The sequence below is a fragment of the Prochlorococcus sp. MIT2309 genome, from assembly GCF_059772305.1.
In genome coordinates this window covers 331864-349149 of sequence record NZ_CM186282.1, presented here as the reverse complement: position 1 = coordinate 349149, position 17286 = coordinate 331864, and the positions used below count along the sequence as shown (strand labels likewise).

General features: G+C 34.2%; 20 protein-coding genes and 1 pseudogene. 9 read left to right on the top strand and 12 right to left on the bottom strand.

Translation table 11 applies throughout. The annotated features are described in order from the left end of the window. Positions 1-13 precede the first annotated feature (13 nt). The 5 genes from ispE (at position 14) to secF (ending at position 4932) form a co-directional block, all read left to right on the top strand. Positions 14-946, top strand: coding sequence for a 4-(cytidine 5'-diphospho)-2-C-methyl-D-erythritol kinase (gene ispE / locus AC6EJA_RS01820; RefSeq protein ID WP_498502850.1), 933 nt, complete (start codon positions 14-16; stop codon positions 944-946). Further along, positions 939-1283, top strand: a complete 345-nt coding sequence (locus AC6EJA_RS01815) for a DUF3082 domain-containing protein (RefSeq protein ID WP_498502848.1) — start codon at positions 939-941, stop codon at positions 1281-1283. The genes ispE and AC6EJA_RS01815 overlap by 8 nt, the downstream gene beginning before the upstream one ends. Positions 1284-1480: 197 nt before the next feature. Then, entirely contained in the window at positions 1481-2464 is a 984-nt protein-coding gene (locus tag AC6EJA_RS01810; RefSeq protein ID WP_498502847.1) for a pyruvate dehydrogenase complex E1 component subunit beta, read from the top strand. 2 nt (positions 2465-2466) lie between these two features. Then, positions 2467-3942 (top strand): protein translocase subunit SecD, encoded by a 1476-nt coding sequence (gene secD, locus AC6EJA_RS01805; protein WP_498502845.1) that lies wholly within the window; start codon positions 2467-2469, stop codon positions 3940-3942. Between the two features lie 18 nt (positions 3943-3960). After that, entirely contained in the window at positions 3961-4932 is a 972-nt protein-coding gene (secF, locus tag AC6EJA_RS01800) for a protein translocase subunit SecF (RefSeq protein WP_498502844.1), read from the top strand. A 353-nt stretch (positions 4933-5285) separates the two neighbouring features. Here secF and AC6EJA_RS01795 read toward each other — a convergent pair whose 3' ends face one another. The 4 genes from AC6EJA_RS01795 to AC6EJA_RS01780 form a co-directional block, all read right to left on the bottom strand. After that, positions 5286-5459: a hypothetical protein gene (locus AC6EJA_RS01795; RefSeq protein ID WP_498502842.1), complete on the bottom strand. Its 174-nt coding sequence runs from the start codon at positions 5457-5459 to the stop codon at positions 5286-5288. Next, positions 5452-5751, bottom strand: a complete 300-nt coding sequence (locus AC6EJA_RS01790) for an alpha-2-macroglobulin (protein ID WP_498502841.1) — start codon at positions 5749-5751, stop codon at positions 5452-5454. The genes AC6EJA_RS01795 and AC6EJA_RS01790 overlap by 8 nt, the downstream gene beginning before the upstream one ends. An 89-nt stretch (positions 5752-5840) precedes the next feature. Next, positions 5841-6041: a DUF8635 family protein gene (locus tag AC6EJA_RS01785; RefSeq protein WP_498502840.1), complete on the bottom strand. Its 201-nt coding sequence runs from the start codon at positions 6039-6041 to the stop codon at positions 5841-5843. A gap of 310 nt (positions 6042-6351) precedes the next feature. Continuing rightward, complete coding sequence (locus AC6EJA_RS01780) at positions 6352-6711, bottom strand: hypothetical protein (RefSeq protein ID WP_498502839.1); 360 nt, start codon at positions 6709-6711, stop codon at positions 6352-6354. A gap of 187 nt (positions 6712-6898) precedes the next feature. Here AC6EJA_RS01780 and AC6EJA_RS01775 point away from each other — a divergent pair, with 187 nt between their 5' ends. Next, positions 6899-7168: a hypothetical protein gene (locus tag AC6EJA_RS01775; protein WP_498502838.1), complete on the top strand. Its 270-nt coding sequence runs from the start codon at positions 6899-6901 to the stop codon at positions 7166-7168. Between the two features lie 473 nt (positions 7169-7641). On the opposite strand, the gene AC6EJA_RS01770 is transcribed toward AC6EJA_RS01775, so the two are convergent. Then, the gene (locus tag AC6EJA_RS01770) at positions 7642-7908 is read right to left on the bottom strand and encodes a DUF2103 domain-containing protein (protein ID WP_498502837.1); all 267 of its coding nucleotides are present in this window, start codon (positions 7906-7908) and stop codon (positions 7642-7644) included. 97 nt (positions 7909-8005) lie between these two features. Here AC6EJA_RS01770 and petN point away from each other — a divergent pair, with 97 nt between their 5' ends. Beyond that, a complete protein-coding gene (petN, locus tag AC6EJA_RS01765; RefSeq protein ID WP_498502836.1) occupies positions 8006-8107 on the top strand; it encodes a cytochrome b6-f complex subunit PetN in 102 nt (33 codons plus the stop codon). A gap of 150 nt (positions 8108-8257) precedes the next feature. Here petN and psb29 read toward each other — a convergent pair whose 3' ends face one another. Next, positions 8258-8869: a photosystem II biogenesis protein Psp29 gene (psb29, locus tag AC6EJA_RS01760; RefSeq protein ID WP_498502834.1), complete on the bottom strand. Its 612-nt coding sequence runs from the start codon at positions 8867-8869 to the stop codon at positions 8258-8260. A gap of 80 nt (positions 8870-8949) precedes the next feature. Between psb29 and clpP the strand changes: the two genes are divergently transcribed. Beyond that, positions 8950-9540: an ATP-dependent Clp endopeptidase proteolytic subunit ClpP gene (clpP, locus tag AC6EJA_RS01755; RefSeq protein ID WP_498502833.1), complete on the top strand. Its 591-nt coding sequence runs from the start codon at positions 8950-8952 to the stop codon at positions 9538-9540. Here the strand turns inward: clpP and ftsH are convergent. The 3 genes and pseudogenes from ftsH to pyk form a co-directional block, all read right to left on the bottom strand. Further along, the gene (gene ftsH / locus AC6EJA_RS01750) at positions 9532-11463 is read right to left on the bottom strand and encodes an ATP-dependent zinc metalloprotease FtsH (RefSeq protein WP_498502832.1); all 1932 of its coding nucleotides are present in this window, start codon (positions 11461-11463) and stop codon (positions 9532-9534) included. The two genes, clpP and ftsH, sit on opposite strands and share 9 nt — an antisense overlap. Positions 11464-11648: 185 nt before the next feature. Continuing rightward, positions 11649-12878: an ABC transporter permease gene (locus AC6EJA_RS01745; RefSeq protein WP_498502831.1), complete on the bottom strand. Its 1230-nt coding sequence runs from the start codon at positions 12876-12878 to the stop codon at positions 11649-11651. A gap of 52 nt (positions 12879-12930) precedes the next feature. Next, positions 12931-14352, bottom strand: a pseudogene (gene pyk / locus AC6EJA_RS01740) (pyruvate kinase); the annotation flags it as partial. A gap of 79 nt (positions 14353-14431) precedes the next feature. On the opposite strand from pyk, the gene AC6EJA_RS01735 reads away from it, so the two are divergent. Then, positions 14432-14761: a nucleoside triphosphate pyrophosphohydrolase family protein gene (locus AC6EJA_RS01735; RefSeq protein ID WP_498502830.1), complete on the top strand. Its 330-nt coding sequence runs from the start codon at positions 14432-14434 to the stop codon at positions 14759-14761. A gap of 13 nt (positions 14762-14774) precedes the next feature. On the opposite strand, the gene AC6EJA_RS01730 is transcribed toward AC6EJA_RS01735, so the two are convergent. The 3 genes from AC6EJA_RS01730 to ilvA all read right to left on the bottom strand — a co-directional run bounded on the left by AC6EJA_RS01730 (position 14775) and on the right by ilvA (position 17198). Beyond that, positions 14775-15068: a YggT family protein gene (locus AC6EJA_RS01730; protein ID WP_498502829.1), complete on the bottom strand. Its 294-nt coding sequence runs from the start codon at positions 15066-15068 to the stop codon at positions 14775-14777. A gap of 26 nt (positions 15069-15094) precedes the next feature. Then, the gene (gene scpB / locus AC6EJA_RS01725; protein WP_498502827.1) at positions 15095-15553 is read right to left on the bottom strand and encodes an SMC-Scp complex subunit ScpB; all 459 of its coding nucleotides are present in this window, start codon (positions 15551-15553) and stop codon (positions 15095-15097) included. A gap of 112 nt (positions 15554-15665) precedes the next feature. After that, positions 15666-17198 carry a threonine ammonia-lyase, biosynthetic gene (gene ilvA / locus AC6EJA_RS01720; protein ID WP_498502825.1) on the bottom strand — a complete coding sequence of 511 codons (1533 nt, stop codon included), beginning with the start codon at positions 17196-17198 and terminating at the stop codon, positions 15666-15668. Positions 17199-17286 lie beyond the last annotated feature (88 nt).

The following is a 17286-nucleotide window of genomic DNA, read 5'->3' as shown; positions in this document are numbered from 1 at the left end:
ATCTATATTCATCATGACTAAACTTACCGTTATAGCATCAGCAAAAATTAATCTGCACCTGGAAGTGCTTGGATTTAGAGATGACAAGTATCATGAGTTGGCTATGGTTATGCAAAGCATTGACTTATCTGATCGTATACTTATTAATCCTAATAAAGATGGATTAATTTCACTTGAATGTAATGACTCTAATCTTTCAGTTGATGATGACAATCTTATTGTGAGGGCTGCAAAGTTATTAAGAGAAAAATCTAATTCACCATATTTAGGAGCCCACATAGTGTTAGAAAAAAATATTCCCATAGGCGCTGGTTTAGCTGGTGGTTCTGCGGATGCAGCTGGAACTTTAATAGGTTTGAACTTACTTTGGGAGACTAATTATAAAAATTCACAACTTGAAGAAATATCTTCTTTACTAGGTTCAGATATTCCTTTTTGTATTCAAGGCGGTACTCAAATGTGTTTTGGAAGAGGTGAAATTCTTGATAGAACCAAATCAATAAATGATAATTTAGCTTTATTACTTGTTAAAGATCCTAAAATTTCTATTTCAACTCCAGAGACTTATCGCAGATACCGAGATTTATATCAATCTGAATATCTCTCAAATTCATTTGAATATGAGATTAAAAGAAAGGAATTAGCAAATTCAAAATGGTTAGAATCTTTTGACTTACATAATCCGACTATTCTAAAAAATGATCTTCAAAGGGTTGTTGAGAATGAGTGCGAACAGGTATCAAGATCTTTAAGAATTCTTAGATCTATTCCAGGAGCTCTAGCTGTCGCTATGAGTGGATCTGGACCAAGTTGCTTCGCTATTTTTCCTAACTTAGATGCAGCCAATAAAGCTTTTCATAATAATTACGATAAATTCAAAAATGAATCACTTGATGTTTGGTGCTGTTCATTCCTAGGTAAAGGAGTTTCCTACTTATATGATTGATAAAAAGCTAAACGATAATGCGACATCAGGAGATAAATCAACTGATAAGGATTTATCCATTCCAGAAAAAGGCCCATTAAGCTTTTTATCTGGAGCTTTAACAAGCTTTCTATTCGGTTGGATAAGTTTGATTGTAAGTCAAAAAGCAATTATTTACTTTGCTACTCACACTTCAGATTATTCCTCCCCAATCGCTCAAAGCATATCCTCTGGTTTTAAAACTTTGATCATAGGTATGTGTTTTCTCTCAACATTCACTTTTGGTTTTATTGGCTTGGGATTGACAATTGTTTTTATACGTAGCCTATTTGATGGCAAAAATTCGAATTCTGAATAGGATTTTAAATAAATATATTTTAAAGGCTTGCCAAAATAAAATGACATTACATGACCTTGGTCTTCTAGTCTTATTGTTATCTCCAGGAATGTTGCTTTCTGTACTCTTATTGACCACTTTTGCAGAAGGAGGGTGATTGGGCACGTTTTGCTTTAGCTTGGATGGTACACATTCAAATTAATCTTTGATTTAATACTGTGGCAGGGACACTTTTATTTAACGCGCTTAGAGAGGCCATCGATGAAGAAATGGCAAGAGATTCTCATGTATGCGTCATGGGGGAAGACGTAGGGCATTATGGAGGCTCTTACAAGGTCACCAAAGACCTTTATGAAAAATACGGCCCTCTCCGCGTTCTCGATACACCCATAGCAGAAAATAGTTTTACAGGAATGGCTGTAGGTGCTGCTATGACAGGTTTAAGACCAATAGTTGAGGGTATGAATATGGGTTTTTTACTATTGGCTTTTAATCAGATTTCAAACAATATGGGTATGTTGCGGTACACCAGTGGTGGAAATTTTACAATACCAACAGTAGTGAGAGGCCCTGGTGGCGTTGGCCGACAATTAGGTGCTGAACATAGTCAACGTTTAGAAGCCTATTTTCATGCAGTACCAGGTATAAAGATCGTCGCATGTAGTACTCCTACAAATGCTAAGGGATTAATGAAAGCTGCTATCAGAGATAACAATCCAGTATTATTTTTTGAGCATGTTCTTCTCTATAACTTGTCAGAAGATCTTCCTGAAGGGGAGTATGTTTGTGCTCTAGATCAGGCTGATTTAGTAAAAACAGGTAAGGATATTACAATTCTGACTTACTCTCGTATGAGACATCATTGCCTTAAGGCAGTCGAGTTACTAGAGAAAGAAAATATTGATGTTGAACTTATTGATTTAATTAGCCTTAAACCATTTGATATGGATACTATTAATAAATCAATAAGAAAAACTAATCGGGTTATTATTGTTGAAGAATGTATGAAAACAGGTGGTATTGCTGCAGAATTAATGTCATTAATTACTGAACAATCATTCGATTACTTAGACCATCCCCCAATTAGACTTTCTAGTCAAGATATTCCTACACCGTATAATGGTAACTTAGAAAATTTAACAATTATTCAGCCTCATCAAATTGTTGAAGCTGCTAAGAAAATAGTAAATAAAGGTAATTAAAAATGTTAAGGCAACAGGGATGGCTCGCCGTAATAATCGCTCTTGTTGTTGCAGCATGGTCAGTTTTCATTACATTTCCTCTCCAGTTGGGATTAGATCTAAAAGGGGGAAGCCAGTTGACTTTGCAAATACAAAAAACCGATGAAGTCCAAAAAATTTCAACAGAAGATGTTAATGCTGTAAAAACAGTTCTTGACCGAAGAGTTAATGGTTTGGGGGTATCTGAATCGACCTTGCAAACGATAGGAACTGATCAACTTCTATTGGAATTACCTGGTGAGCAAGATCCTTCAACAGCCGCAAGAGTTCTTGGAAAGACAGCTTTATTGGAATTTAGACCTCAAAAGCCTGGTACTAAGGGTGATTATAGAGATTTAGTAAATCTTAGGTCTAAATATAATACTTTGTTTTTCCAAACCAATTCTGATAAAGGTAATGATAAAAAATACAATAGAAGTAATATAAATGAAAAAAATCTATCTATATTTATTGATAAACTTGGTTTAAACATATCTGAAAAAGCTGAAATTGATCAAGTAAAAATAATTAAAGAAACAATCGATAAGAAAATTGCAAATTTATTTGAGAAAAGCAATCTAAGTGGTAAAGACCTAGTTAGTGCTGGCAGACGGCAGGAACAAAATTTGTCAAGTTGGGAGGTAACTTTAAACTTTAATAAAGAGGGAGGTGAAAAATTTGCCCTTCTTACAAAATCAATTGCAGGAACTGAAAGACTGCTTGGAATTGTTTTGGACAATCAATCAATTAGTGAAGCCTCTGTTGGTCCCCAATTCAAGGTCGCTGGTATAACTGGAGGCGCTGCAACTATTACCGGTGGTTTTGACGCCGAGCAAGCACGAGAACTTGAAGTTCAACTGAGGGGGGGAGCACTTCCTTTACCCATAAAAATTCTACAAATTAGAACAATAGGAGCTTCCCTGGGTGAAGAGAACATTCGTCGTAGTTTAGTTTCGGCTTTGGTGGGTCTATCTGTTGTGGGTATTTTTATGATTTTTGTATATAGATTGTCAGGTCTAGTAGCAATCCTTGCCTTGCTTCTGTATTCATTATTTAACATTGCTTTTTATGCCCTCATACCAGTTACTTTGACACTTCCAGGAATTGCTGGATTTATATTAAGTATTGGTATGGCAGTAGATGCTAATGTACTTATTTTCGAAAGAATTAAAGATGAACTTAGAGGAGGTAATACATTAATTAGATCAATTGATTCTGGATTCACTAGAGCATATTCATCAATACTTGATAGTCATATTACTACCCTAATAAGTTGTATTGTTCTTTTTAATTTAGGAACTGGATTTGTAAAGGGTTTTGCAGCTACACTAGGAATTGGAGTTACACTTAGCTTATTTACTGCACTTACCTGTACACGTACACTTTTGAGATTTTTGATGTCATATCAAGCCTTGAGAGTCCCCACTAACTTTATCCCTAAGAATCAACTTAACTTATAAATAAATTAATAACCAATCATGAAATACTACACAAATTCATACAAAATAAGTATCTATAATAATAGAAAAAAAATCTGGGCTATTTCATTAATACTAGTTTTACTTAGTGTTTTGGGATTTATTTTTTCTTATACAAACTCAGAGATTAGATCTCCTATCAAGCAAGGTTTGGATTTTACTGGTGGTACTCAAATAAAAGTTGATAGAGTTTGTGACGATAAAAAATGTTATAAGTTAGATATAAATAAAATTGAGAATCAGATAAGACAAATAGATTTCACAGATAGCATAAATAAGACTTCTGTCAATTTATCCAATTTTAGAGTTCAAGCTCTTGATGACTCTAGTTCAATTATACTAAGATTTCCATTTCTTTCTTCTGATCAATCTAATAAAGTTATTGAAAATATTCCTCCAATTATAGGAAAAATAGATAAACAATCAATTGCAGTCGATACTATTGGCCCAACCTTGGGTAAGCAATTATTAAGAAGCAGTGTTGTCTCTCTATTGGTTGCATTTTTGGCAATAACTATATACATAAGTGTTAGATTTGATAAATTATTTGCATCATTAGCTTTACTTGCCTTGGCGCACGATATTATCATTGTTTGTGGAATAGTTTCTTGGATGGGTATATTCTTTAATGCTGAAGTTAATAGTTTATTTGCTGTTGCTATATTAACAATTGCTGGCTATTCAGTTAACGATACTGTTGTTATTTTTGATCGTATTAGAGAAATAAATAAAAATAATACAGATACTTATATAGAAAAAATTGATAAAGCAGTTAACTCTTCATTAACTAGAACTCTTTATACTAGTGGAAGTACTTTAATACCACTATTTGCTTTAATACTTTTTGGGGGAAATACTCTGACTCAATTTGCAGTTACGCTTGCTATTGGTATTATTATAGGAAGTTGGTCCAGCATAGCCCTTGCCCCCTCAATATTGAGCGTATCTAAAAACAAATCTCTAAATAATTGAGAAATGGTTAATAAATATTTAAATAAAAAACACAAAAGTAAGTACATACCATTATTGTTGTTACTTTTTGCTTTGATAGATTTAAAAACTGAAATCAGAATATTATATGATCATTTCACAATGACATCTGTTGTTTACATGATAAGACATCACTTTTTAGCCATATATTCAATTTTAATATCACCAATTCTTTTAAAATAATTTCAATTGATTAAATTTTGTTATTCTTCCTAAGACACATGAGAAAATATTAACAATGCAAAACAAAAATATGCCAGTTGAGGTAGTTCACAGTGTTAATATTATGGTAGCTATATTAATAGGAGCTGTTTGTTATTATATATATTTTATTTTTAAAATTGATTAACTTCATTTTTATCTAAGTCTAATAAGTTAATAATTTCTTTTTTTAATTCTAAAATATCTTTTTTTACACCTATATTTATTAATTCAATAGAACATTGATTTATTGAAGAGATTAACTCATTATTATACTCTTTATAAATATCACCTTCTTTTTTATTCACGTTCTAATTCATAAGTGTACTTTTCCCCTGATTTGTCTGGGATAGTTATCTTACAACCTTTATCAAGTTCTATATTACAATCTGGAGAGCTTTTTGTCGTTTTCCAACTACACACAACTTGCTCTATTTTTTCTGATTTAATAACCCATCCTTCCTCAAGTAACTTTGTGGTTATATCTTCTCCACATTTTTGTGAAATTGTTAGTTTTTTATCATCTTTTTTCTGTATTTTGTCTATTTCTAAATTTTTAGGTTCTTCTGGGTCTTGCTTATTAAGCTTATATTTATCCATATAATTGCATGCTGATAGACTTAATGAAATTATTATCAGTATGGGAGTGAAAATATTTTTCATTTTGATTTTATAATATTTTACCTGTTCTACGAGGCTTTACTTTTTCTTGTAGGCTTTGATTCAACAATTTTTAGTAAATCTTCCATCTTATTCATGAGAGTTTTTACATCAACGGGATTTGGTAATGTCAACTCTTCAGTTACACCAAGGTGCATTTGCCTTAATTCGCTTCTTAATAACTTTAACGCAATTTTAACCTCTTCTTTTTTCTCTTTTGCAGTTGCCATTTTGTTTATTTTTAATGATTTATATTAACATTGTTTAAAATAATATACAAGTACTATCTTTTTTCTTTGAATTTTAGGCCAACTTATTAATTTTTATTGTCCATATTTGATTAGTAACCTATAATTTATAAATTTGATGCATTTTATGAATAAATTTTTGAGAACATCCTATGAAAAGATTTGGGTTCCAGTCTTTGGCAGAATTGTATCGTCTCTTATACCTATTATTGAAGGCAAGAAGCCAAATAAATCACCAACTTACAAAATAAAAGAAAATTAAATTATTTGTAGCTTTTTATACGTTTAATAATTAGTCTTGAAATCCACCGTTGCAGTATTTTACTGATCTTGCTTTGGCCATTACTCTGTTAAGTCCATTTTCTTTTTTTAATATTTCTGCATTATAAATTTGTGTACATGTATTTTGATTGGAAAAATAGGTTCTTACGGGCGCTAGGTATGCAAATATTCCGGTTATAGCAAGTATAAAAATTAAAACTCGTCGGTTTTCATCTAATATTTTCTGAGTTTTATTCTTATTTTTCAAAATCTTGGGCAGCCATTTATCAGGCAATCCTATTTGTACAAATAATAATTCTACCCACCATGGCAGCTGTGGGCCTTTATCTATACTTTTTTTTGAATTACCCTTTGCATTGCTTGACGTCATTAAAAAAATCTACTCTTGTCTAAGAGGTCTAAACATTAATATAAATTATATCTTGTTGTTTATTAAGTCACAGTCATAATTTGTTGATCATTTAAAAATTTGGTGTGACTTCATTATTTTAAATTGTTTTAAAAACCCACTCCATACCTTTTTATGTTTTATATTTAATTTTAATCGTAGAGTGAAAATGCCAAAGAAACGCAGAAAACTTAATAAGGAAATGGAACAAGAGATTTTGGGAGCAAAAAAAAAGGTTGAATTGATTACAGCAAAAATAAATGATATTGATGAGGAAGATATACAGTCAGAATATAGGCAGGCTTTTCAGAGTGTAGTTTTGGAAATTACTTCTCTTGATGAATATTATAAAACTTCTGGATACACATCAGAATCACAAAATATGATGGATAATTATATACAATACCTTGATAAATTCCTGAATGAATATGAGCTTTAATAATTTCTAATTTTATAGGGTTTAACTTTTATAGGGATAGGTTTTGTATATCTCACCTTAACATTATTTTTAAGATGATTTTCTAGCTGATCTCCTAATCCGAAGTGATTCTTACATTGAATATAGTTACTTGATTTGTAGCATAGTTTTCTTATTTCATAGTCAGTCGGACCTGCATTGACAGGTAATAAAATTACAAAATTTAGAATTAGAAATAATTTCATTTTTAAATACTAGTTTCTAAGTCTGAATTTTCAGAGAACTTATATTTTTTTAATATTTTAAATGTTGTCATTAACATGTATGAAAATATAATTGAACTATTGAAAAATTATTAATGATGAGACGCTCTTTTGAGGCAGATAAAGCCATGAATATTTTAAAAAATAACCTATTAAAGGATTTATCTTCAAATGTTTTAAAGACTTCAAATATTATCAATCATAGTGATAATCCTGCAAGTAAAAATATAACTAAGTAATTATTAATTTTGATAAATCCTCTTTGCTCAGATCTGTTACTATATAAACCTCTTGATATGTGCTGCCTTTCCTAGCTATAAGCTTGAATCCACCGACAGTTTCCCTTGTGATTCTGAACTTTAAAATCTCAGTAGAGGATTTTGTTTTACCAATTACTCCGGGAGTAATTGTTTTTATTCCTTTGTGCGTTGATTTTTCCTTAGCCCATTTAACTAGTCCTTTAATATATGTGCTGTGAGTGAGGACTACTCTTCCCATAACATTTTTGTTAGCCCTATTTTATTTCTTAAAGGACTGAACGAAATTACATAAAGTTTACGATAGATGTATTATAGTAAAAAAAAGAACCAGTTAAATGATTTTTACTCTTGCATGGGCTTCTTTAGCTGCTATTTTCACTTTTTCAATTGCCATGGTTGTTTGGGGAAGAAACGGTGATGGTTCAATTGATATATGATTTTTTCAAAATTATTTTTAATAGTTAATACTTATTCGATCCTATCAATTTTTACGCTTTCTTGCTTAGTGTTCATAACCATAGGAGTAGGTTATATAACTTACATCAATTTTAAGGATAAAAGACGTATTAATCAGTCAAAAAGATAAACTAAGATTTTTTGTTTATTAGTTCTATCAATTCTAGTGCTTGCTTTATCTTTTCTACGCTGGACAGATAAAACGACAGGTCTTTATCTACTCGATCCGATGGGTAATTTAATGTGGAACATATTTCTTTTGATATTTGCTCTTTATTTATTTCTTCATTTGACTTGCTATTAACTGTAACTGTCTCAACAACCATATATACGCCAATTGCATTTAAACGGTTGTATATCTCGTTGTTTGTCTTAAATATTTCATTATTCTTTATTAAGTCATTAGCATTTCTCAAATCCTCTATTGATAATTCTTTGGATTTTTCAATGCAGTACTCTGACTTGGACCTAATTTCACTTGGATCTATCATATTGCATTTACATAGTGCATCGAAGAGCTTATCCAAATGTTCAATTGGTTTATAACCCTTTGTAAGGTCATCAAAAGCTTTTATGAGACCCAAACTAAAGAGTGTGTCTATTGAAAATTTGCTTTGATGTTTCAGTAAATGTAATTCTACTAGGATTTCATCAGCTACTTTCCTGAATACGTGAGGAATTACATATGGAAACTCTTTGTAGAAAAGTTCCTTGCTATCAGAAATGGTATTGAGTTCTTCCAAATGATTTCATCTTAATTCTGTAGAAACCTTAGCTCAGCCTTCGTCTCAACGTTAGGATTAAGTGACTATTCAAATTAATTATGATTCCCATAGTCATAGAAGAATCTGCTAGAGGTGAAAAGGCTTTTGATATCTACTCTCGGCTCTTAAGAGAGAGGATTATATTTTTAGGTGAACCAGTAACAAGCGATTCAGCTAACAGAATAGTTGCTCAATTACTTTATTTGGAGGCGGAGGATCCAGAAAAAGACATATATATGTATATAAATTCTCCTGGTGGCTCTGTTTACGATGGTCTAGGCATATTTGATACCATGCAGCATGTAAAACCAGATGTACAAACAGTTTGCGTTGGCCTTGCCGCCAGCATGGGAGCTTTTTTATTAGCGGCTGGTACAAAAGGAAAAAGAAGTAGTTTGCTTCATTCAAGAATTATGATTCACCAACCACTTGGCGGCGCTAGAGGACAAGCAAGTGACATTAGAATCCAAGCAGATGAAATTTTGTTTATTAAAGATAGATTGAATAATGAATTAGCCGATAGAACTGGACAGCCACTTGAGAGGATAAGAGAAGATACTGATAGGGATTTTTACATGTCACCATATGAAGCGATTGATTATGGGTTAATAGATACTGTTTTCAATAAAAAGCCAGTTAAATCAATTTGAGACTTTAGATTCTTCTAATACTGGAATAAATCTTTCTTTTTCAGGTAGAGGAGTATATTCAGATAAAATTCTCCTAAATTCATCACCATCAATAGTTTCTTTCTCAATTATTACTTCAACTAATTTATCCATAGCTTCTCTATTGGAACTTACAATTTGTAGTGTTTCCTCATAGCATTTTGAGACTATTTGTCTAACTTGTTCATCAATTTGCTGGTTAATAGCATCAGAAACATCGTTCCTAGTCATTAAATCTCTGCCGATAAATACTTCTTGGCTATCTCCCTCAAGTGATACAGGTCCCAGTTTGCTCATACCGAATCTTGTAACCATTTGCCTAGCCATTGAGGCAACTTGCTGAATATCGCCCCCTGCTCCAGTGGTTACCTCTGCTCTGCCAAAAACAACATCTTCTGCAGCTCTTCCGCCAAGTGCACCCATGATTCTGGCTTTCAACTGTGATCTACTTACAAGCATCTGGTCATCATCCGGGGAGAACCAAGTTAACCCTTTGGCTTGACCACGAGGGATTACTGTGACTTTTTGAACTGGATCATGGGCTTTTACTAATGAGCCGATTAGTGCATGACCTACTTCGTGGTATGCAACAAGCCTTTTGCTTCTTCCATCAACAAGAGCCTGACCTTCCATACCAGCAATTATTCTGTCGACTGCATCATCTATTTCTGTAAGACCGATTGAATTTTTGCGTCTACGGGCAGTTAAAATCGCGGCTTCATTTAATAAATTTGCCAAATCGGCACCAGTAAAACCTGGCGTTCTTTTTGCAATACTTTCAAGAGTAAGTTTTTCTTCTAATTTCTTGTTTCTGGAATGAACTTTTAATATTGAGAGTCTTCCATTGATGTCGGGTGCGTCTACAGTCACTTGTCTGTCAAAACGCCCTGGCCTCATAAGTGCTGAGTCAAGTACATCTGGCCTATTTGTTGCTGCGATTATTATTATTCCATTGTTATTTTCGAATCCATCCATTTCTGTTAATAGCTGATTTAATGTCTGTTCTCTTTCATCATTTCCGCCACCTATTCCAGCTCCTCTTTGTCTGCCGACTGCGTCTATTTCGTCGATAAAAATTAGACAAGGGCTATTTTCTTTTGCTCTTTTAAACAAATCTCTAACTCTACTGGCTCCAACTCCCACAAACATTTCAACAAATTCTGATCCTGAGAGAGAGAAGAAAGGGACTCCAGCTTCACCAGCTATTGCTTTTGCAAGAAGTGTTTTGCCTGTACCTGGAGGACCAACTAATAAAACACCTCTAGGGATCTTTGCTCCCACTGAAGTAAATCTTTCGGGCTGTTTTAGGAAAGTTACAACCTCTTCTAAGTCCTCCTTTGCCTCATTAACTCCGGCAACATCATCAAATTTAACTCCAGTTTCAGCTTCCATAGCAAATCTTGCTTTTGTCTTTCCAAATTGCATTGCTTGGCCGGGACCGCCTGGCATTGAGTTTGACCTTCTTGCTAGAAAAATTAATCCTCCAATTAATAAAAATGGAAATAAAAGGTTTCCTAATACACCTAAAGCAGGTGGTGTTGTTTTGGCCGGATGAATGTCAAAACTTATTCCTTCGGTTTTAAGCCTATTAATTAATTCAGGTGTAATACCGGGAAGATCAACTCTTAGACGTTGAACGCGATTATCTATTTCTGGATCTACGGCCTCAATTACTGCATTTCTACCTCCTTCGTAGATGTCAAGCGAAGTAACTCTTCCTGCATTAACGTAATCAAGAAAACGTCCATAACTTATCCTTGCAACTGCTGTGTTTCTTGTTGCAATTGATGTATTTCTACTTTCAAGGTTAGTTTTGGATGCGTTTCCAAGAATTTGCCAAGAAAGCAGGACAACTATAGCTATTGGCAAAAGCCACAATGCTATGCCTCTTAACTTTGGATTCATTACAACAAGAACTTTTTTTGATTCTAAACGAATTTGAGCTCAATCTGTTGGCGAAATATTCTTCAAAAGTAGTTTTATTTTCTAAGGACAAATTTATTTAAGGATTTTTTTTATCCAAACTGAATCCGATTAATCAATTTTTAATAAAAAAAACTATCAAATTATATATGTTTTAGTAGTAAATATCAAAGGCTTCTTAGTGCAACGATTGGATCAAGTCTGGCTGCTCTTCTGGCAGGTAATACTCCAAATGTGAGGCCAATAGACCCAGATAAAGTCACTGTGAAAATAATTATATTAGATCCAATTGTTGCTGGTAAGGGTGTAAGTATTGCTAATATATTTACTGTTGAAATACCTGTAAAAGAACCCACAATTCCACCAAGTATAGCGAGTATTAAAGATTCGATTAGAAATTGTGCAAGTATATCTGCCTGCCTGGCACCTAGTGCTTTTCTAAGCCCTATTTCTTGGGTTCTTTCATTAACTGCAACCAACATAATGTTCATTATTCCAATACCCCCAACTATTAGTGAAACGCCGCCAATTGCTCCAAGCATTAATGTTAGACCACCTGTAATCGTGCCTACTATTTGTAAGGCATCTTTTTGTGAGCGGACAGCAAAATCATCATCTCTGATGATGTTATGTCTTTGCCTGAGAAGATTTGTTATCTGAAACTTTGCAGCTCGTGTTGATTTTTCATCAATTGCCTCAACACTTATAAAACTTAGACTAACTCCATAGGTTGCGTCTTTTCCTGTGATTCTGCTTACCATCGTGGAGAGAGGGATATAAGCATTCTCATCTTGATTATTTCCAAAGACCGCTCCTTTTGGCGCCATTATTCCAACTATCTCAAAGGATTGATTCTTTATTCTTACGTTTTTACCAATAGCATTTCTATTACCAAAAAGTTTAAATTTTAAGTCTGGGCCAACTACTGCAACTGTCTTAGCTCCGATTAGGTCTTTTTTATTAATGAATCTGCCTTTTGCAATATCAAAACTTCTTACAGGAAGAAATTCTGGCGTGATTCCAGATATCGAGCTACTAGTACTTTGAGATTCAAACTGAATTACTTCATTAGAGCTTATTTGAGGTGCGACTCTTTTGACGGTTGGTACTTGATTTGCAATTGCCTCAGAATCCTTCAATACCAGTGTTTTTGGGAAGGCGACACCCCTACGTCTTGTGTCATTATTACCTGGAACTACAAACAACACATTGGCTCCTAAATTGCTTAATTGATTCTCTGCTAATTTTTGAGCCCCTTTTCCAACCCCTACAAGGGTAATTACGGAGGCATTACCTATAACTATTCCAAGCATTGTCAGGACACTTCTCAATTTATTAGATCTCAAAGTTTTCACCGACATGTATAAAATTTCCTTTATAGGTAATTTCCTAGCCATTTTTTGTTTATGTGGGTAAGTTTTTGTCAGTGATTGTTTTATTTTTTGACTCGACTATTCCCACTTTTATGAGATCTGTTGATCCACTTACCCCCGTCAGAGTTCCAGCTGTTTCCACGACTATGTCTCCGCAATTTAATATGTTCATTTTTTCAGCGATTTGCATTGCCAGTTGAAATGTTTTAGTTGAGTTCTCTTGATTTGGTATTAAAAGTGGAATTACACCCCAAACTAGTTGAAGTCTTCTTGCGACGTCTTCCTCACTAGTAATGGCAAGAATTGGTGTGGCTGGTCTAAATTTACTCACATTGTGTGCAGTGGCTCCGCTTTTTGTGAGCGGCAGAATGGCAGTAGCATTTAATTGTCTTGCAATACTACTAACTGCAGCACTAATTGCGTTGGGTATTGTGCTTGGTAAATGATTTTCCAGTGGTCTTTGAGGGTAATCTCTCTCAATTCTTTTGGCGATGGTAGCCATAGTTGATACAGATTCAACAGGATATTCTCCAACTGCGGTCTCATTTGAAAGCATTACAGCATCCGTTCCATCAAGTATGGCGTTTGCAACATCGCTGACCTCTGCTCTTGTTGGTCTGGGGCTTGATGCCATCGAATCAAGCATTTGTGTTGCAGTAATTATTGGTATACCTAAGCTATTGGCTTTTTTTATTAATGATTTTTGTAGCAATGGGACTTCTTCAGCTGGCATTTCTACCCCTAGGTCTCCTCTTGCAACCATCACCCCATCACAAAGAGGAAGAATCTCATCAATTTGGTCAATTGCTTCGAATTTTTCAATTTTTGCAACTACAGGGGTCGATTTTCCATGAGATTTTATTAATTCTTTGATTTCCTTCATGTCAGCTGGATTTCTGACGAAGCTAAGAGCAACCCAATCTACTTTTTGCTCTAATCCAAAAGCTAAGTCCTTTATGTCTTTTGGTGTTAATGCATTTATTGAAAGCTGAACGTCTGGAAAATTAACACCTTTGTTATTCGAAAGAACTCCACCAACTGTTACAAGACACTGAATTGTTCCTTTTTCTTTAAAAACCTCTTCTGCAACCATTTCGACTCTTCCATCATCAAGAAGAATCCTGCTACCTGTAGTTACTTCATCTGCAAGTTTTTCATAAGTTACATTGGCAATATTCTCATCGCAATTAACAGTGTTGGAAGTCAATGAATATTTTTTTCCAGTTTGTATTTTTACTGGTCCATCCTTGAATTTACCGAGACGGATTTTTGGTCCTTGTAAATCTTGGAGTATTCCAACATGAACTCCCATATCCTTAGAGACCTGTCTTATTGTCGCTATGCGTGAAGCATGCTCATCATGGTCTCCATGGGAGAAATTTAGCCGAAATGTCGTCGCACCAGCTTTTATAAGCTTTGCGATACTCTCAGCACTTTCCGTAGCAGGACCGATTGTTGCGACAATTTTGGTCCTTCTTTTGAGATCAATCTGGGTCATTAAGTGGACCTGAGATTAATCGAAAAATAACATCCCATCGGCATTAGAAAAGTTTTTAAAATTTCATCACCTATTGATCATGAACCTAAATGACTACCAAGACAAATCAAGATTGACTGCAATGTATCCAAATGTTGGAAAAAACCCCATTTATCCAACCCTTGGACTTTCAGGCGAATGTGGAGAAGTAGCTGAGAAAGTTAAAAAAGTTATCAGAGATAATGATGGAATTTTCGATAAAGAAACTATCAATTCAATAAAATATGAACTTGGAGATGTTCTTTGGTATGTTTCTCAACTTGCTTCCGAACTTGGACTAGAGCTTGATGATATTGCTAAAACTAATCTCAAAAAGCTCAAAAGTAGACTTGAGAGAGATGAGATTAGAGGAAGTGGTGATGATAGATAAAGCTCCAATATTATTAAAGATATTGATATGAACTATTAATTAAAAGTCCGAATACGATTCTCTTAACAAAATCCAGAAGCAGAAAAGCAAGTATTGGTGAGATATCTATGCCACCCAAAGGCGGAATAATACCCCTAAAGAGGTTTAGATATGGATCAGTAATTGAGCTGATTGTACTAAGTATTGGGTTTGACCAATCTAAATTTGGAAACCAGGTGAGTAAAACTCTTATGATTAATACTGTGCTGTATAAACCTAAGGTTTTACCTAAAACGCCTAAGATATATGGAACGATGGAAACTTCCATTAATTGATTGATAACTATAAATACTATTATGCCGCTTTTTTTTCTTCTTTTGGAGCTATTTCAGGGATTATGGTAAAAGTTTGATGAAATTTCTCAGACAAGGTAATCCAATATGATCTTCCATCCCTTTGCCTTTTCCTATCAATAAATTTTTGGGCAATAAGTTCTTTAATGTGATCGTATGCTCCAGATCCTCTGATCTCAACAAGATCTGATTGAAGAATTCTTTTCTTAAGTGCAACAGTTGCAAGTGTTCTTAAGGTTGCAACAGAAATGTCTACCGGGAGAAGATTCTGTACTAATTCACCGAGCCCAGCTCTTAGTTGAAGAGAAAATGCACCGTTTCTCTCAGATATTTCAAGAGCGGTATCTCTTTGAGCATATTCAGCCGTGAGAGCAAAAAGTGCCTGTTTTACATGCTCATTGCTTTCATTAACAATTTTCGCTATCTCTTCAAGTCTTAAGGGTTTGCCCTTTAAGTACAATATTGCCTCCAATCTTGCGGGGAGAGAAATATCTAACTCCTCTTGAGATGTTTGTTGGTTTTGATAAGTAATAGCTGATCACTGATTCTTTAACTTAAAAATAACTTAATAGTCAAGACTGCGCACCAAGAAACAATTCATATGCTGGGTTTTGTGTCTCATCAAAACCTTGATATCCAAGATCTCGTAGGAAATCATGCCATTTGTGAAGCTCACTATCCTTAACAAGGACACCCACAACAATTCTTCCAATATCAGCGCCATGATTTCTGTAGTGAAAAATACTAATGCTCCATTCAGGTCTCATTTTGTTTACAAACCTCATTAAAGCACCTGGTTTTTCGGGGAATTCAAATCTATAAAGAAGTTCTTTGACATTATGATTAGATATTCCTTTTGGTAACCTTCCTCCAACCATGTGTCTTAAGTGAACTTTAGAGAGTTCGTTATTACTTAAATCTAGACAATTTATTTTATTATCTCTGAATTGATTAATTAACAAATTTTTATCATCATTATCTTTGACTTCAATACCAATAAATATAAAAGCTTTGTCTCCATATGACATTCTATAACTGAATTCTGTTAAGTTTCTTTTTCCTATAAGTTTACATATTCTTTTTAAACTACCTGCAATCTCAGGTATTTCTATTGCCAACATTGCCTCTTTTTCTTCTCCTAATTCTGCCCTCTCAGCTACAAACCTCAATCTTTCAAAATTCATATTTGCACCACAAGCTATCGCTACAAGTTGTTTGTTCAACAATTTTCTTTTGGAAACATCAGCTTTTAGTCCAGCAATAGCAAGCGCTCCTGCTGGTTCAAGTATGGAGCGGGTATCTTCAAAAACGTCTTTTATAGCGGCACAAATTTCATCGGTACTAACTGTCACTATTGAATCAACATATTTCTTGGCTAGATCGAAAGTATTTTCACCAACTTTTTTTACTGCTACACCATCTGCAAACAAACCTATATTTTCGATTTCGGCAATTTTTCCTTTTTCCAAAGAGGTTTTCATTGCACATGAATCCTCTGGTTCAACGCCTATTATTTCAATCTCAGGCCAGAGGCTCTTTACATATACTGCTACACCACCAATAAGACCACCTCCGCCTATTGCAACATAAATTGCATCCGGTGGATTTTCAACTTGTCTGAGTATTTCCATGCCAACCGTTCCTTGTCCTGCTATCACTTCAGGGTCGTCAAAAGGATGGATAAAAGTTAGCCCAAGATCTTTCGATATTTCTAAGGCCTTTTCATAGGATTCGTCGTAGGTATCTCCATGAAGTATTACTTCTGCTTTTAAAGATTTGACAGCATTGATTTTCATCGCAGGAGTCGTAAGAGGCATCACAATCACTGCTTTTGTGCACAAATGACTTGCACTAAGTGCAACTCCTTGAGCATGATTGCCTGCACTTGATGCAACTACTCCTTTTTTAAGTTCATCATTTGTCAATTGACTCATTCGGTTGTAAGCCCCACGAAGCTTGAATGAAAAGACTTCTTGAAGATCCTCTCTTTTAAGCCAAATGTCGTTATCCAACCTTTTGCTTAAAATTTTTGCCTTTTCTAAAGGGGTTTCAGAGGCTATGTCGTAAACACGTGCTCTTAAAATTTTTTGTAAATAATCATCCATAACTTCATTCTGGCGTTTTAACAATGTTTTGTATTTCTACATTGCATTTGTTATTTATCAAGTTTTCACGAAAAGTGCATCGGAACCC

Bases quoted from the DNA above. Each gene is read 5' to 3' on its own strand.
- AC6EJA_RS01785 (WP_498502840.1), bottom strand. From the start codon at position 6,041: ATGGCAACTGCAAAAGAGAAAAAAGAAGAGGTTAAAATTGCGTTAAAG.
- AC6EJA_RS01770 (WP_498502837.1), bottom strand. From the start codon at position 7,908: ATGGGAAGAGTAGTCCTCACTCACAGCACATATATTAAAGGACTAGTT.
- AC6EJA_RS01730 (WP_498502829.1), bottom strand. From the start codon at position 15,068: ATGGAAGTTTCCATCGTTCCATATATCTTAGGCGTTTTAGGTAAAACC.
- clpP (WP_498502833.1), top strand. From the start codon at position 8,950: ATGATTCCCATAGTCATAGAAGAATCTGCTAGAGGTGAAAAGGCTTTT.
- AC6EJA_RS01815 (WP_498502848.1), top strand. From the start codon at position 939: ATGATTGATAAAAAGCTAAACGATAATGCGACATCAGGAGATAAATCA.
- ftsH (WP_498502832.1), bottom strand. From the start codon at position 11,463: ATGAATCCAAAGTTAAGAGGCATAGCATTGTGGCTTTTGCCAATAGCT.
- ispE (WP_498502850.1), top strand. From the start codon at position 14: ATGACTAAACTTACCGTTATAGCATCAGCAAAAATTAATCTGCACCTG.
- AC6EJA_RS01780 (WP_498502839.1), bottom strand. From the start codon at position 6,711: ATGACGTCAAGCAATGCAAAGGGTAATTCAAAAAAAAGTATAGATAAA.
- AC6EJA_RS01735 (WP_498502830.1), top strand. From the start codon at position 14,432: ATGAACCTAAATGACTACCAAGACAAATCAAGATTGACTGCAATGTAT.
- petN (WP_498502836.1), top strand. From the start codon at position 8,006: ATGATTTTTACTCTTGCATGGGCTTCTTTAGCTGCTATTTTCACTTTT.
- AC6EJA_RS01790 (WP_498502841.1), bottom strand. From the start codon at position 5,751: ATGGATAAATATAAGCTTAATAAGCAAGACCCAGAAGAACCTAAAAAT.
- ilvA (WP_498502825.1), bottom strand. From the start codon at position 17,198: ATGGATGATTATTTACAAAAAATTTTAAGAGCACGTGTTTACGACATA.
- AC6EJA_RS01775 (WP_498502838.1), top strand. From the start codon at position 6,899: ATGCCAAAGAAACGCAGAAAACTTAATAAGGAAATGGAACAAGAGATT.
- secD (WP_498502845.1), top strand. From the start codon at position 2,467: ATGTTAAGGCAACAGGGATGGCTCGCCGTAATAATCGCTCTTGTTGTT.
- AC6EJA_RS01745 (WP_498502831.1), bottom strand. From the start codon at position 12,878: ATGGCTAGGAAATTACCTATAAAGGAAATTTTATACATGTCGGTGAAA.
- secF (WP_498502844.1), top strand. From the start codon at position 3,961: ATGAAATACTACACAAATTCATACAAAATAAGTATCTATAATAATAGA.